This window comes from Pseudomonas rhizoryzae, assembly GCF_005250615.1.
Taxonomy (GTDB): Bacteria; Pseudomonadota; Gammaproteobacteria; order Pseudomonadales; family Pseudomonadaceae; genus Chryseomonas; species Chryseomonas rhizoryzae.
Genome location: NZ_SULM01000005.1, coordinates 289,339 through 304,513, shown reverse-complemented (window position 1 = coordinate 304,513; position 15,175 = coordinate 289,339). Strand labels below are relative to the sequence as shown.

The following is a 15,175-nucleotide window of genomic DNA, read 5'->3' as shown; positions in this document are numbered from 1 at the left end:
CCCGTCTCATGACAAAAGGAGCAGTTCATGACAACCGTCAGTTTGCGCGGCACCCCGGTCGACGTCCAAGGCACCCTGCCGCAACCCGGTCAGCAGGCGCCGGCCTTCAGCCTGGTCAATGGCGATCTGCAGGACATCACCCTGGCCAGCCTCGCCGGCAAGCGCAAGGTGCTCAACATCTTCCCCAGCGTGGACACCCCGACCTGCGCCACCTCGATCCGCAAGTTCAATGCAGAAGTCGACAAGCTGGAAAATACCGTCGTGCTGTGCATCTCGGCCGACCTGCCGTTCGCCCAGAAGCGTTTCTGCGGTGCCGAAGGCCTCGACAAAGTGGTGAACCTCTCCACCCTGCGCGGTGCCGAATTCCTGCAAGACTACGGTGTGGCCCTGGCCAGCGGTCCGCTGAAAGGCCTGGCGGCTCGCGCCGTAGTGGTGCTGGACGAGCAGGACAAGGTGCTGCACAGCGAGCTGGTCCCCGAGATCGGTGAGGAGCCCAACTACGCGGCTGCCCTGAAGGTTCTGGGTTGATCGTTCGACGCCTGTCGCCGGTACGGGGTAGGCAGGGGGGACGTTAGCGCAAGAGTGGGCGAATGCTTGCTTACCACCAGGCGTGGCAATGATCTTTTGGGTAGCCCGCCGTGGAGTGAAATCGTCAACTTGAGCAGTTAATTTCTGCAACACCCCAACGGCGAAACGGGCAGGCACCCTGGTGTCTGCCCGTTTCGCCTTGAGTAAAATGGCGGTAAAGGGGCTGGTTCTATCCGGGTCCCTGCTGCTTACCTTTCCGCCTTCCCCCGCGTGTACGTATCCTTCGATGTCAGACTCTTCTCCCCGCACTGCTTCGCGTCGCCGACTGACCTGGCTGGTCGTCATCGTTCTCTTGGTGGCCGGCGGTGGCTGGTACTGGTATCACCAGCACGCGCAAAAAAGTGCAGCGGCGGCCGGGAAGGGCGCTCGCGGGCCGTTCGGCATGACCGGACCGATCCCGGTACGGGTGGTGGCAGTGGAGCAGCGCAGCTTTCCCATCGTGCGCAAGTCCATCGGTACGGTCACGGCGCTCAACACGGTGAATGTCCGTACCCGGGTGGCCGGTGAGTTGCTGCGCGTCGCCTTCGAGGAAGGCCAGAAGGTCAAGGCCGGTGAACTGCTGGCGACCATCGACCCGCGGCCCTACGAGGTGGCCCTGCAACAGGCCGAAGGCACCCTGCAACAGAACCAGGCCCAGCTGCGCAATGCCGAGCTGGATCTCAAGCGCTACCAGGGGCTGTTCCGCGAAGACAGCATCGCCAAGCAGACGCTGGACACCCAGGAAGCCCTGGTCAACCAGTATCGCGGCACCCTCAAGAACAGCCAGGCCGCGGTGGCCGACGCCAAGCTGAACCTGGCCTTCACCCAGATCAAGGCGCCCATCGCCGGTCGGGTCGGCCTGCGCCAACTGGACGGCGGCAACCTGCTGTCCGCCAATGACAGCACCGTGGTCGCCGTCATCACCCAGACCCAGCCGATCTCGGTGGTCTTCACCCTGCCGGAAAACCAGCTCAGCGAATTGCTCAAGCGGGCGCGCAGCGGCCAGACGTTGCCCGTCGAAGCCTGGGATCGCGGCGGCACCCAGAAGGTCGCCGAGGGCACCCTGCAGAGCTTCGACAACCAGATCGACACGACTACCGGCACTCTCAAATTCCGGGCGCGCTTCGCCAATGGCGACGAAGCCCTGTTCCCCAACCAGTTCGTCACCGTCCGCGTCCGCGAGCAGGTGCTGGACCAGGCGCTGGTGGTGCCGTCGGCGGCCATCCAGTTCGGCTCCAACGGCACCTTCGCCTACGTGGTGGGGCCCGATAACAAGATCCAGGTCCGGGCGCTCAAGCTCGGTCCGGATGATGGCAGCAACACGGTGGTCACTGAAGGCCTCGCCGCGGGTGATCGGGTGGTGACCGAAGGCACCGACCGGCTGCGCGAGGGCAACGAGGTGGAGATCGTCAGCGGTGCCTCGGCGCCGCCCAGCGAACCGGCCAAGCCGGCGGTACGCAAGCCCGGCAAGACCCAGGGCTGATCGGCCGCGATGGATATCTCGCGCCCCTTCATCCTGCGCCCGGTCGCCACCACCCTGCTGATGGTGGCGCTGCTCATCGCTGGCCTGCTGGCCTACCGTCTACTGCCTGTCGCCGCGCTGCCGCAGGTGGACTATCCCACCATCCGGGTGCTGACCCTCTATCCGGGGGCCAGTCCTGACGTGCTGACCAGCGCCGTGACCGCGCCGCTGGAGCGCCAGTTCGGCCAGATGCCGGGGCTGTCGCAGATGGCCTCCACCAGCTCCGGTGGCGCCTCGGTCATCACCCTCAGATTCAACCTGGAGCTGGACCTGTCGGTCGCCGAGCAAGAGGTACAGGCGGCGATCAACGCGGCCAACAACCTCTTGCCCAACGACCTGCCGGCGCCGCCGGTGTACAACAAGGTCAATCCGGCCGATACGCCCATCGTCACCCTGGCGATCACCTCCAAGACCTTGCCGCTGCCCACCCTCTACGACCTCGTCGATACCCGCATGGCGCAGAAGCTGGCCCAGGTGAGCGGGGTGGGCATGGTCAGCCTGGCCGGTGGCCAACGTCCGGCGGTGCGCATCCAGGTCGATCCGGACAAGCTGGCCGCCCACAACCTGACCCTGGCCGACGTGCGCAGCCTGGTCACCAGCGAGAACACCAACCAGCCCAAGGGCAGCTTCGATGGCCCCACGCGGGTGGCCACCCTGGACGCCAACGACCAGATCCGCGATCCCAAGGCCTATGGCGCGCTGATCCTCAACTACGCCGACAACGGTGCGCTACGCCTGGGCGACGTCGCCACCATCGCCCAGGGCGCGGAAAACGATCGGCTGGCCGCCTGGGCCAATCGCAGCGGCGCCATCCTGGTCAACGTGCAGCGCCAGCCCGGTGCCAACGTCATCCAGACCGTCGATCGCATCCAGGCACTGCTGCCCAGCCTCAAGGAAAGCCTGCCGGCAGGTCTCGACATCGCCGTGCTCAGCGACCGCACCGAGACCATCCGCGCGGCGGTCACCGACGTCCAGCACGAGATGTTGCTGGCGGTCGGCTTGGTGGTCATGGTCACCTTCGTCTTCCTGCGGCGCTTCAGCGCCACCTTGATCCCCTCGGTCACGGTGCCGCTGTCGTTGATCGGCACCTTCGGCGCCATGTACCTGGCGGGTTTCTCGCTGAACAACCTGTCGCTGATGGCGCTGACCATCGCCACCGGTTTCGTCGTCGACGATGCCATCGTCATGCTGGAAAACATCTCGCGGCATCTGGAGGAGGGCGCCACGCCGCGGGAGGCCGCGCTCAAGGGCGCCCGGCAGATCGGCTTCACCCTGGTGTCCCTCACCATTTCGCTGATCGCCGTGCTCATCCCGCTGCTGTTCATGCAGGACGTGGTGGGCCGCCTGTTCCGCGAATTCGCCATCACCCTGGCGGTGGCCATCCTCATCTCCCTGGTGATTTCGCTGACGCTCACCCCGATGATGTGCGCGCGGCTGCTCAAGCAGGAGCAGGCCGCCGAACACCGGCTGGTCTGGCTCGAACGCTTGATCGCTGGCTATGGTCGGGCGCTGCGCTGGTCGCTGGCCAATAGAGTCTTGATGCTGTTGCTGGCGGTGGCGACCTTCGTCCTCACCGCGGTGCTCTACCTGCTGGTGCCCAAGGGCTTCTTCCCGCCGCAGGATACCGGCTCCATCCAGGGCATCACCGAGGCGGCCCAGTCCATCTCCTTCCGCGCCATGAGCGAGCGGCAGCAGGCGCTGGCCGAGGTGGTGCTGCAGGACCCGGCGGTGGCCAGTCTGTCGTCCTACATCGGCGTCGACGGCGACAACGTCACCCTCAACAGCGGGCGCATGCAGATCAACCTCAAGCCGCAGAGCGAGCGCGACGTCACCGCCCAGGAAGTGATCGACCGCTTGCGCCCCGCGGTCGCCAAGGTGGTGGGCATCACCCTCTACATGCAGCCGGTGCAGGATCTCAGCGTCGAGGACCGCGTCAGCCGTACCCAATACCAGCTCAGCCTGGATTCGCCCGATGCCAATCTGCTCGACACCTGGGTGCCGCGCCTGACCCAGGCCCTGCAGCAGCGCCCGGAGCTGACCGACGTCACCAGCGACCTGCAGAACAAGGGCCTGCAGCTGTACCTGACCATCGACCGCGACGCCGCCGCGCGCCTCGGCGTGCAGGTGTCGGCCATCACCGACGCCCTCTACGACGCCCTCGGCCAACGGCAGATCTCGACCATCTACACCCAGGCCAACCAGTATCGGGTGGTGCTGGCCAGCGCCGCCGCCGACAGCCTGGGGCCGGACGCCCTGAATCAGGTATGGGTCAGAGCCGGCAGCGGCACCACCGCCAGCGGTAACAGCGGTACCGGCACGGCCAGCACCACGCAGACCACCACCGACACCGCCCGCGCCCCGGTGCGCCTCTCCAGCCTGGTGAAGATGGAGCAGCGGCCGACGCGGCTGGTGATCAATCACCTGAGCCAATTCCCGGCTGTGACGCTGTCCTTCAACCTGGCGAGCGGTGTCTCCCTGGGGGCTGCGGTGGCCGCCATCGACGCGGCCAAGCAGGAGATCGGCCTGCCGATCGGCATCAACACCCGCTACCAAGGCGCGGCGGCGGCCTTCCAAGCGTCGCTATCCAGCACCTTGCTGCTGATCCTGGCCGCGGTGGTGGTGATGTACATCGTGCTCGGCGTGCTCTACGAGAGTTTCATCCATCCGCTGACGATCCTCTCGACGCTGCCCTCGGCGGCCATCGGCGCGCTGCTGGCGCTGTTGCTCACCGGTGACGACCTGAGCCTGATCGCGGTGATCGGCATCATCCTGCTCATCGGCATCGTCAAGAAGAACGCCATCATGATGATCGACTTCGCCCTGGACGCCGAACGGCACCAGGGGCTGAAGCCCGAGGAGGCCATCTATCAGGCCGCTTTGCTGAGATTCCGGCCGATCCTGATGACTACCCTGGCGGCGCTGTTCGGCGCCGTGCCGCTTATGCTGGCCACGGGGGCGGGCGCCGAGCTACGCCAGCCGCTGGGCCTGGTGATGGTCGGCGGCCTGCTGGTGAGCCAGGTGCTGACGCTGTTCACCACTCCGGTGATCTACCTGGCCTTCGATAGTCTCGGCGAGCGCCTGGGTCGGCGCAGGGCGGCCTGAGGTGAATCTTTCGGCGCCCTTCATCGCCCGGCCGGTGGCGACCCTGCTGCTGAGCCTGGCCCTGCTGCTGCTGGGCGCCATCGCCTTCCGCTTGCTGCCGGTGGCGCCCCTGCCGCAGATGGATTTTCCGACCATCACCGTGTCCGCCAGCCTTTCCGGCGCCAGTCCGCAGGTCATGGCTTCGAGCGTCGCCACACCGCTGGAGCGTTCCCTGGGTACCATCGCCGGCATCAGCTCCATGACCAGCCGCAGTGGCCAGGGCTCGACGCAGATCATCATCCAGTTCGACCTGGACAAGGACGTCAACACCGCCGCCCGGGAAGTCCAGGCGGCCATCAATGCCTCGCGCAACCTCTTGCCCAGCGGCATGCGCCAGATGCCGCGCTATCGCAAGGTCAATCCGTCGCAGGCACCCATCATGGTGTTCTCGCTGACCTCCAAGACCCTGAGCAAAGGCGAGCTCTATGACCTGGCCTCCACGGTGCTGGCGCAGAGCCTGTCCCAGGTCAACGGGGTGGGCGAGGTGCAGATCGGCGGCAGTTCGCTGCCGGCCGTACGCATCGAGCTGGAGCCGCGTCAGCTGGAGCACTACGGCCTGGCGCTGGACGACGTCCGCACCGCGATCAACAACGCCAACCAGCGCCGGCCCAAGGGCGCGGTGGCCAACGCCGAGCACAACTGGCAGATCCAGGCCAACGATCAGCTGTTCAAGGCGGCCGACTATGCGCCGCTGATCATCCGCTACCAGGATGGTGCGACCCTGCGCCTGCGCGATGTCGCCAAGGTCAGCGACGCGGTGGAGGACCGCTACAACGCCGGCTTCTTCAACGACCAGAGCGCCGTGTTGCTGGTGGTCAATCGCCAGGCCAACGCCAACATCATCGAGACCATCGCCGCGCTCAAGGCGCGCCTGCCGGCGCTGGAAGCCATAGTGCCGGCCAGTGCCCGCCTGGAAGTGGCCATGGACAGATCCGGTGTGATCAAGGCGACGCTGCACGAGGCCGAGCTGACGCTGATCATCGCCGTGTTCCTGGTGATTGGCGTGGTTTGGCTGTTCCTCGGTCGGCTGCGCAGCGCGGTGATTCCGGCCTTGGCGGTACCCATCTCATTGGTGGGCACCTTCGCCGTGATGTACATCCTCGGCTTCTCGCTCAATACCCTGTCGCTGATGGCGCTGATCCTGGCAGCGGGGCTGGTGGTGGACGACGCCATCGTGGTGCTGGAGAACATCGCCCGCCACATCGATAACGGCATGGCGCCGCTCAAGGCCGCCTACCAGGGCACCCGCGAAGTGGGCTTCACCCTGCTGTCGATGAACGTCTCCCTGGTCGCCGTCTTCGTCGCCATCCTGTTCATCGGCGGCATCGTCGAGAAGCTGTTCCGCGAATTCTCCCTCACCCTGGCGGCGGCCATCCTGGTCTCCCTAGTGGTGTCCCTGACCCTCACGCCGATGCTCTGCGCCCGCTGGCTGCGTCCCCACGATCCCGGTAGCGAAAGCCGGTTGCAGCGCCTCAGCGAACGTACCCATCGCCGCCTGGTAGCCGGCTACGATCGTACCCTCGGCTGGGCCCTGCGCCATCGGCGGCTGACCCTGCTGAGTCTGATCGCAACCATAGTGCTCAACGTGGTGCTCTATGTGGTAGTGCCCAAGACCTTCATGCCGCAGCAGGACACCGGCCAGTTGATCGGTTTCATCCGCGGCGACAACGCCCTGTCATTCCAGGTGATGCAGCCCAAGATCGAGATCCTGCGCAAGGCGCTGCTCGCCGATCCGGCGGTAGCCAGCGCCTCCGGATTCGTCGGCAGTTCCGGTTCCGGCAGCGGGGTCAACAATGCGGTGATGCTGATCCGCTTGAAGCCCATCGCCGAGCGCAAGCTGGATGCCCAGAAGGTCATCGAACGCATCCGCGCCAATGCCCCCCAGGTGCCCGGTGCCCGGCTGTTCCTCATGGCCGACCAGGACCTGAGGTTCGGTGGCCGCCAGCAGAGTACCTCGTCCTATGAGTACAACCTGTTGTCCGGCGACGTCGACCTGCTGGAAACCTGGCAGCCCAAGGTATTGGCGGCGCTCAAGGCGCTGCCGGAGCTGACCGCGGTGGACGGCCGCGAGGGCAGCACCCAGCAGATCACCCTGCAAATCGACCGGGAAATGGCCAAACGGCTGGGCGTGAACATGGAAACCGTCGCCGCGGTGCTCAACAACTCCTTCGCCCAGCGGCAGATCTCGACCATTTACGAGCCGCTCAACCAGTACAAGGTGGTGATGGAGATCAATCCGCGTTACGCCCAGGACCCGACCGTGCTCGAACAGGTGCGGGTCATCACCAGCAGCGGCGCCCAGGTGCCGCTGGCGGCCTTCGCCCACTACACCAACAGCCTCGCCGAGGACCGCGTCACCCACGACGGCCAATTCGCTTCGGAAAGCATCAACTTCGACCTGGCGCCCGATGTCAGCCTGGAGCAGGCCACCCGCGCCGTGCAGCGCGCGGTGGCCGCCATCGGCCTGCCGAGCGATGTCCAAGGCCGGCTAGGTGGCTCCGCCAATATCTTCGCCAGCACGGTTTCCGGGCAACCGCTGATGATCCTCGGCGCCCTGGTGCTGGTCTATATCGTGCTCGGTGTACTCTACGAAAGCTACGTGCACCCGCTGACCATCCTGTCGACGTTGCCATCGGCCGGGGTAGGGGCCTTGCTGGCCATCCAGCTCACCGGCGGCCAATTCAGCCTGATCTCCATGCTCGGGCTGTTCCTGCTGATCGGCGTGGTGAAGAAGAACGCCATCATGATGGTGGACCTGGCCCTGCAACTGGAGCGTCAGCAGGGCCTGTCGCCCGAGGAGGGCATCCGCCAGGCCTGCCTGCTGCGCCTGAGACCCATCCTGATGACCACCATGGCCGCCATCCTCGGCGCCGTGCCGCTACTGATCGGCGATACCGAGGGCGCCGAGATGCGCCAGCCGCTGGGTCTGGTGATCGTCGGCGGCCTGGTGCTGAGCCAGATCCTCACCCTCTACACCACGCCAGTGGTCTACCTCTATTTCGAACGCCTGCGCCGCCGCGTCAATCGCTGGCGCGGCATCCGTACCGACGCTGCCCTGGATACGCCGCTATGAATCCATCACTGCGCCTGTCGGCGCTGACCCTGGCCCTGCTGCTTGCCGGTTGCACCCTGGGCCCGGACTACCAGCGGCCGACCACCCCAGTGCCCGTCGCCTATCGCCACGCCGAGGGCTGGCAGGCCGCTGCGCCCAAGGACCTGGAGCTACGCGGCGACTGGTGGCGGCGCTACGACGACCCGACTCTGGACCGATTGATGGTCCAACTGAACCAGCGCAACCAGAGCCTGGCCCAGGCCGAGGCCAGCTATCGACAGTCCCTGGCCCTGGTGCGCCAAGCGCGCGCCTCTTTGTTTCCCACCCTGACGAGCAGCCTGGGTGCCACCCGCTCCGGGCGCGGCGGCGGCTCGGGCAGCAGCACCGTCATCCGCAACTCCAGCGGCACCAGCAGTACCGTCAGCAGCGGCGGCGTGAGCACCATCAACAACTCCTATGACGCCAGTCTGGGGGTGAGCTGGGAGTTGGACCTCTGGGGCCGCGTACGCCGACAGCTGGAGTCGGACCGCGCCACCGCCCAGGCTAGTGCCGCCGAGCTAGCGGCCACCCGCCTGAGCCTGCAGAGCCAGTTGGCCACCAACTACCTGCAATTGCGGGTGCTGGATGCCCAGCAGCGGCTGCTCGATGCGACCGTGGCCGCTTACGAGCGCTCGCTACGCCTGACCCAGAATCAATATCGCGCCGGCATCGTCACCCCGGCCGATGTGGCCCAGGCCACCACCCAGCTCAAGAGCACCCAGGCCGACGCCATCGACCTGAGGTATCAGCGCGCTCAGTTGGAGAACGCCATCGCCGTGCTGGTTGGCGAGGTGCCCGCCAACTTCCAGCTGGCGGCGGTCAACGCCATTCCGAGGCTGCCGAGCCTGCCCGGCGCCGTACCCTCGGCCTTGTTGGAGCGCCGCCCCGACATCGCCCAGGCCGAGCGCCAGATCATGGCCGCCAACGCCGCCATCGGCGTCGCCGAAGCCGCCTACTATCCCGACCTGACCCTGAGCGCCAACGGCGGTTACAGCGCCAGCCAGTGGGGCAGGCTGATCAGTACGCCGAATCGCTTCTGGTCGATCGGGCCGTCCTTCGCCCTGTCGCTGTTCGACGGTGGCTTGCGCCGTGCCCAGGTGGAATCCGCTGAAGCCAGCTACGACGCCAGCGTCGCCGGCTACCGCCAGACCGTGCTCGATGGTTTCCGCGAGGTGGAAGACTACCTGGTGCAACTGCGCACCTATGAGGACGAAGCCGGCGTCCGCCAGGAAGCGCTGGATGCCGCCCGTCGCGCCTTGCAACTGGCTCAGAATCAGTACCAGGCGGGGCTGATCGGCTATCTGGACGTGGTCACCCTGCAGACCACTGCCCTGAGCAACGAACGCACCAACCTGACCTTGTTGGGCAGTCGCCTGAGCGCCAGCGTCCAGCTCATCGCAGCGCTCGGTGGTGGCTGGGATGGCGATCTTGCCCCCGCCGCAGCGCTTCGCCGTCCTTGAACCCGGACAGGAGGAGTCGGGCAGGTTCCTAATCGCGGCCATGCCGGTGCGCCGTAGCGACCGCTCCTACGGGTGGACGCTCGACAGTTTATCGCGAGCTTGTCGGGGGCTAATGAAGCAGAACGCCGGCTCGGATAGCTCCTTCTCCCTTCGGGAGAGGGCTGGGGTGAGGGGGGCTCTTTACCACTAAGTTCCCGATGAAAGAGGCTGCGCCGTTTTCCACGCTACTTCACTGGCCAGTCGTCTGAACACCAGCGTCCAGCTGATCGCGGCCCTAGGCGGCGGTTGGGATGGCAACGTTACGCCACCCGCGCCACCGCGGCGGCTCTGACGACAGGCGTGAAAAAGCCGGGCTTTTGCCCGGCTTTTTCATCTGGCTGGCGACTCAGTTGGGGAAGAGTTCGCCCAGCTTCATGCTCAGCATCATGTTGCCTTCCACGCGCAGCTTGCCGGACATGAAGGCCTGCATGCCGTCGGTCTCGCCGCTGACGATACCGGCCAGGGTGGCCTGGTCCATGATCAGGGTGCAATCCGGATCGGCGGCGTCGCCCTGCTGGACGTCGCAGGTGCCATCCTTGATGACCACGTAGTAGTTGTCACCGCCCTCGACGTCGAACTGATAGGTGAGATCCAGACCGGCCGCGGCGGAGGGATCGAACTTGCTCTTCAGGGTGGCGATGGCATCGGCTGCGCTCATGGCGGAGGTCCTTGTGGTCTTGTCGATTGAGGCCGAACCCCAGCGGGCCCGGCAGGGTCACTGAAACCGAGGGTAGGGGGCGGCAAGAAAGCTGTCAATGAATCTTCATACGCTTGTTTGAAAACGCAGGCCTTGCTGAAACCGGACGGATTATCCCGACCAATGCGCCATCGGCTGGCCGCCGAGTTTCTATCGGCCAGGCGACTCGGTATGCTGGGCGGGGCACCGTGCCGCCATCCTAGGAGAGTCCGTGGAGTTTCTTGCCGACTATGCCAGTTTCCTGGCCAAAACCGTCACCTTGGTGGTGGCCATCCTCGCCGTGCTGTTGTTCGCCGCTGCCATCCGTGGGCGTAATCGTCGCGGCTCGGGTGGGCAACTCCAGGTCCAGAAACTCAACGACTTCTATCGCGACCTCCGTCTGCGACTGCAGCAGAGCGTGCTGGGCAAGGAGGCCTTCAAGGCCCTGCGCAAACGCGAAACCAAGGCCGAAAAGAACAAGCGCAAGAGTGAGTCCGGCAAGTCCCGGGTCTATGTGCTGGATTTCCACGGCGACATCAAGGCCACGGCCAACGAGCACCTGCGCAACGAGATCACCGCGGTGCTGACCCTGGCCACGCCCAAGGACGAGGTGGTGGTGCGGCTGGAAAGCGGCGGTGGCCTGGTACACAGCTACGGTCTGGCCGCCTCACAGCTCGCCCGTATCCGTCAGGCCGGGGTGCCGTTGACCATCTGCGTCGACAAGGTCGCTGCCAGCGGTGGCTACATGATGGCCTGTATCGGTGACCGTATCCTCAGCGCGCCCTTCGCCATCCTCGGCTCCATCGGCGTGGTGGCCCAGTTGCCCAATGTCCATCGCCTGCTCAAGAAGCATGACGTCGACTTCGAGGTGTTCACCGCCGGTGAATACAAGCGCACCGTCACGGTATTCGGCGAGAACGACGAGAAGGGCAAGGAAAAATTCCAGAACGATCTGGATACCACTCATGAGTTGTTCAAGAACTTCGTCGCCCACTATCGTCCGCAATTGAACATCGATGAAGTGGCGACCGGCGAGGTCTGGCTGGGCCAGGCCGCGCTGGGCAAGCAACTGGTAGACGAGCTACGCACCAGTGACGAATACCTGGCCGAGCGCGCCCAGGTGGTGGAGGTCTTCGCCGTACGCTTCGTCGAGAAGAAGTCGTTGCCCGAGCGCCTGGGCATGGCCGCCAGCCTTGGCATCGACCGGCTGGCGAGCACCTGGTGGGAGAGGCTGTCCGAGTCGACTCGCTGGCGCTGAGGTCCATAAGGCATGCCCAACCCCATAACAAGACTTCAAGGGAGGATCTGCGATGAGTGATTTCCAGGCACTCTGGGTGACCGAAGGGGCCCATGGTGCATTCAAGCAGGAAGTGGTGACCCGGGCGTTGGCCGACCTGCCCGACGGCGAGGTGCTGATCCGGGTCCGCTATTCGTCGCTCAACTACAAGGATGCCTTGTCGGCCATTGGCAATCGTGGCGTGACGCGCCGCTATCCCCATACCCCGGGGATCGACGCGGCGGGGGTGGTGGAAGCCTCCAGTGCCGCCGAATTCGCCGTCGGTGACGAGGTCATCGTCACTGGCTATGACCTGGGCATGAACACCGCTGGTGGCTTCGCCCAGTACATCCGCGTTCCGGCTGCCTGGGTCATCCGTCGGCCGGACAACCTCGGCCTGCGCGAAGCCATGGTGTTGGGCACCGCAGGCCTGACCGCGGCGCTGTGCGTCGAAAAGCTGGAGCAGATGGGGCTGACCCCCGAAGCGGGCATGGTGCTGGTCACCGGCGCCAGCGGCGGGGTGGGCAGTCTTGCGGTCAAGCTGCTGGCACGACTCGGTTATCAGGTGGCGGCGTCCACCGCCAAGCTGGAGCGCGCCGAATGGTTGCACCGCCTGGGTGCTCGGCAGATCCTCGACCGGGCAACCCTGGCCGATGGCGTCGGCAAGCCGCTGCTGGATCAGCAGTGGGCGGGCGCGGTGGATACCGTCGGGGGCGACATCCTCTTCAACGTCATCAAGTCGCTGGAATACGGCGGCAGCGTGGCCTGCTGCGGCATGACCGCCGGCACCAAGTTCGAAGCCGGGGTCTTTCCCTTCATCCTGCGCGGGGTGAACCTGCTGGGCGTCGATTCCGTGGAATTGCCGCTGATGGCCAAGGCCGCGCTCTGGGACAAGCTCTCGGTGCAGTGGAAGCTGGACGACCTGGACAGCCTGACCCGGGAGATCGGCTTGCAGGAGCTGCCGGATACCATCAGCCAGATCTTGGCGGGCAAGATGGTTGGCCGTGTGGTGGTCAATCTCGCCTGAGCAATCCGCTGGCAAAAGAAAACCCGCCGCAGCGGGTTTTCTTTTGCGTGGCGTGAGCCCGCTCAGGCCTGGCGACGGCGGAACAGCGGCTGGGGCTCGTCGACCGCGGCCTGGTAGGTCTCGCTGAAGTCGCGCAGACCCTGCAGGGCCGCTTCCGGATCGCGATCGGCACGCACGACAAAGGCGTCGAAGCCGCAGCGCTTGAGGAAGAACAACTGATCCTGCAGGACATCACCGATGGCCCGCAGCTCGCCTGTCCAGCCGAAGCGCTCACGCAGCAGGCGGGCATAGGAATAGCCGCGCCCATCGACGAAGGCCGGGAAGTTGATGGCGATCAGGGCGAAGTGCTCAAGGTCGGCAGCGATGCTCTCCGGCTCTTCGTCGCTGTCCAGCCAGATGCCCAGGCGACCGTCACGGCAGGTGAGGGCGTGGCCGTGTTCCAGCCAGAGAGCAGCCGGGATGATGACGTCGTCGCTGTTGGGGACGTCTTCCAGCGCGACGTCCTTGGGCAGCAGGTGCCAGTTGTCGGTGACCAGTTGGTCGCCCTTAATGATTCTTTGCATAGACGCGCTCCTTGAAGGGGTCGATACCGATACGGCGGTAGGTGTCGATGAAGCGCTCGTCTTCGGTGCGTTGCTCGACATAGACATCGATGAGCTTGCCGATCACCTCGGGCATCTGGTCCTGGGCGAAGGAGGGGCCGAGGATCTTGGCCAGGGTGGCGTCACGACCGGCATCGCCGCCCAAGGACACCTGGTAGAACTCCTCGCCCTTCTTGTCCACGCCGAGGATGCCGATGTGGCCGACGTGGTGGTGACCGCAGGCATTCATGCAGCCGGAGATGTTCAGGTCCAGCTCGCCGATGTCGAACAGGTAGTCCAGGTCGTCGAAACGACGCTGGATGGATTCGGCGATGGGGATCGACTTGGCATTGGCCAGGGAGCAGAAGTCGCCACCCGGGCAGCAGATCATGTCGGTCAAGAGGCCGATGTTGGGCGTGGCGAAGCCGTGCTCGCGCAATTCGTGCCAGAGTTCGAGCAACTGGTCCTGACGGACGTCGGCGAAGATGACGTTCTGCTGGTGCGAGGTGCGCAGCTCGCCGAAGCTGTAGCGATCGGCGAGGTCGGCCATGGCGTCGAGCTGGCGGTCGGTGACATCGCCCGGGGCGACGCCGGTGGGCTTGAGCGACAGGGTCACGGCGACGTAGCCCGGACGCTTGTGGCGGAAGGTGTTGCGCTGGCGCCAGCGGGCGAAACCGGGGTGCTCGGCGTCCAGACGGGCGAGGGCTTCGTCCTGGTCCTGCAGCTCGGCATAGGCCGGATCGACGAAGAAGGCGGAAACCCGCGCCACTTCGGCTTCGGTCAGGGTGATGGGGCCGTCCTTGAGGTGAGCCCACTCGGCCTCGACCTTTTCAGCGAAGACGTCGGCGCCCAGGGCCTTGACCAGGATCTTGATCCGGGCCTTGAACTTGTTGTCGCGGCGGCCGTAGCGGTTGTAGACCCGCAGGGTGGCTTCCAGGTAGCTGAGCAGGTGCTGCCAGGGCAGGAATTCACGGATGAATTCGCCGGTGTGGGGCGTACGGCCCTGACCGCCGCCGACCAGCACGCGGAAGCCCAGTTCGCCGGCGTCGTTGCGTACCGCTTCCAGGCCGATGTCGTGCACCTCGATGGCCGCGCGGTCCAGGGCGGCCCCGTTGACGGCGATCTTGAACTTGCGCGGCAGGAAAGCGAATTCCGGGTGGAAGGTGGACCACTGACGGATGATCTCGCACCAGGGGCGCGGATCGACGAGTTCGTCATGGGCCACGCCGGCGAACTGGTCGGTGGTGGTGTTGCGGATGCAGTTGCCGCTGGTCTGGATGGCGTGCATCTGCACGGTGGCCAGTTCGGCAAGGATCTCGGGTACGTCTTCCAGCTCCGGCCAGTTGAACTGGAAGTTCTGGCGAGTACTGATGTGGGCGTAGCCCTTGTCGTAGTCGCGGGCGATCTGTGCCAGCTTGCGGACCTGGGTGGTGTTCAGCAGGCCGTAGGGCACTGCCACGCGCAGCATGGGCGCATAGCGCTGGATGTAGAGGCCGTTCTGCAGGCGCAGGGGGCGGTATTCTTCGCCACCGAGTTCTCCGGCCAGGAAGCGGCGGGTCTGGTCGCGAAACTGAGCGACACGTTCTTCGACGATCCGCTGATCGTACTGATCGTAAACGTACATGGTCATCCTGCTGTCAGGCGGCGCGCACGGCTGCGCGTGATCGAAGTCTTCGGCTCCCGAAGGGGCACTAGGGACTTTTCTAGGCCGTGAACGATAGCAGCAGGGCTATATGCTTAAAAGCGATGTTTCTTTATATATAAATCTATTCCGGCGATAAGCGGTGGGGAAGGG

General features: G+C 65.4%; 10 protein-coding genes. 7 read left to right on the top strand and 3 right to left on the bottom strand.

Translation table 11 applies throughout. The features are described 5' to 3' along the window. Nucleotides 1-27 precede the first annotated feature (27 nt). From tpx to FAZ11_RS09970, 5 genes are all read left to right on the top strand, one after another. On the top strand, nucleotides 28-528 hold the full coding sequence (gene tpx / locus FAZ11_RS09990) for a thiol peroxidase (protein WP_058778167.1): 501 nt from the start codon (nucleotides 28-30) through the stop codon (nucleotides 526-528). Between the two features lie 286 nt (nucleotides 529-814). Further along, nucleotides 815-2,050, top strand: coding sequence for an MdtA/MuxA family multidrug efflux RND transporter periplasmic adaptor subunit (locus tag FAZ11_RS09985; protein ID WP_058782795.1), 1,236 nt, complete (start codon nucleotides 815-817; stop codon nucleotides 2,048-2,050). Nucleotides 2,051-2,059: 9 nt separating this feature from the next. Beyond that, nucleotides 2,060-5,191, top strand: a complete 3,132-nt coding sequence (locus FAZ11_RS09980) for a multidrug efflux RND transporter permease subunit (RefSeq protein WP_058789533.1) — start codon at nucleotides 2,060-2,062, stop codon at nucleotides 5,189-5,191. Nucleotide 5,192: 1 nt separating this feature from the next. After that, nucleotides 5,193-8,303, top strand: coding sequence for an efflux RND transporter permease subunit (locus tag FAZ11_RS09975; protein WP_137279207.1), 3,111 nt, complete (start codon nucleotides 5,193-5,195; stop codon nucleotides 8,301-8,303). Further along, nucleotides 8,300-9,781, top strand: coding sequence for an efflux transporter outer membrane subunit (locus FAZ11_RS09970; protein WP_137279206.1), 1,482 nt, complete (start codon nucleotides 8,300-8,302; stop codon nucleotides 9,779-9,781). Before FAZ11_RS09975 ends, FAZ11_RS09970 begins: the two co-directional genes overlap by 4 nt. 385 nt (nucleotides 9,782-10,166) lie before the next feature. On the opposite strand, the gene FAZ11_RS09965 is transcribed toward FAZ11_RS09970, so the two are convergent. Further along, entirely contained in the window at nucleotides 10,167-10,478 is a 312-nt protein-coding gene (locus FAZ11_RS09965) for an SCP2 sterol-binding domain-containing protein (RefSeq protein WP_058765123.1), read from the bottom strand. 250 nt (nucleotides 10,479-10,728) lie between these two features. Here FAZ11_RS09965 and sohB point away from each other — a divergent pair, with 250 nt between their 5' ends. Further along, nucleotides 10,729-11,754, top strand: coding sequence for a protease SohB (gene sohB, locus FAZ11_RS09960; protein WP_058765121.1), 1,026 nt, complete (start codon nucleotides 10,729-10,731; stop codon nucleotides 11,752-11,754). A gap of 52 nt (nucleotides 11,755-11,806) precedes the next feature. Continuing rightward, on the top strand, nucleotides 11,807-12,799 hold the full coding sequence (locus FAZ11_RS09955; protein ID WP_058765119.1) for a YhdH/YhfP family quinone oxidoreductase: 993 nt from the start codon (nucleotides 11,807-11,809) through the stop codon (nucleotides 12,797-12,799). A 62-nt stretch (nucleotides 12,800-12,861) separates the two neighbouring features. Here FAZ11_RS09955 and FAZ11_RS09950 read toward each other — a convergent pair whose 3' ends face one another. Next, a complete protein-coding gene (locus FAZ11_RS09950; protein ID WP_058768470.1) occupies nucleotides 12,862-13,362 on the bottom strand; it encodes a DUF934 domain-containing protein in 501 nt (166 codons plus the stop codon). Beyond that, entirely contained in the window at nucleotides 13,346-15,004 is a 1,659-nt protein-coding gene (locus FAZ11_RS09945) for a nitrite/sulfite reductase (RefSeq protein ID WP_058765459.1), read from the bottom strand. Before FAZ11_RS09945 ends, FAZ11_RS09950 begins: the two co-directional genes overlap by 17 nt. Between the last annotated feature and the right edge of the window lie 171 nt (nucleotides 15,005-15,175).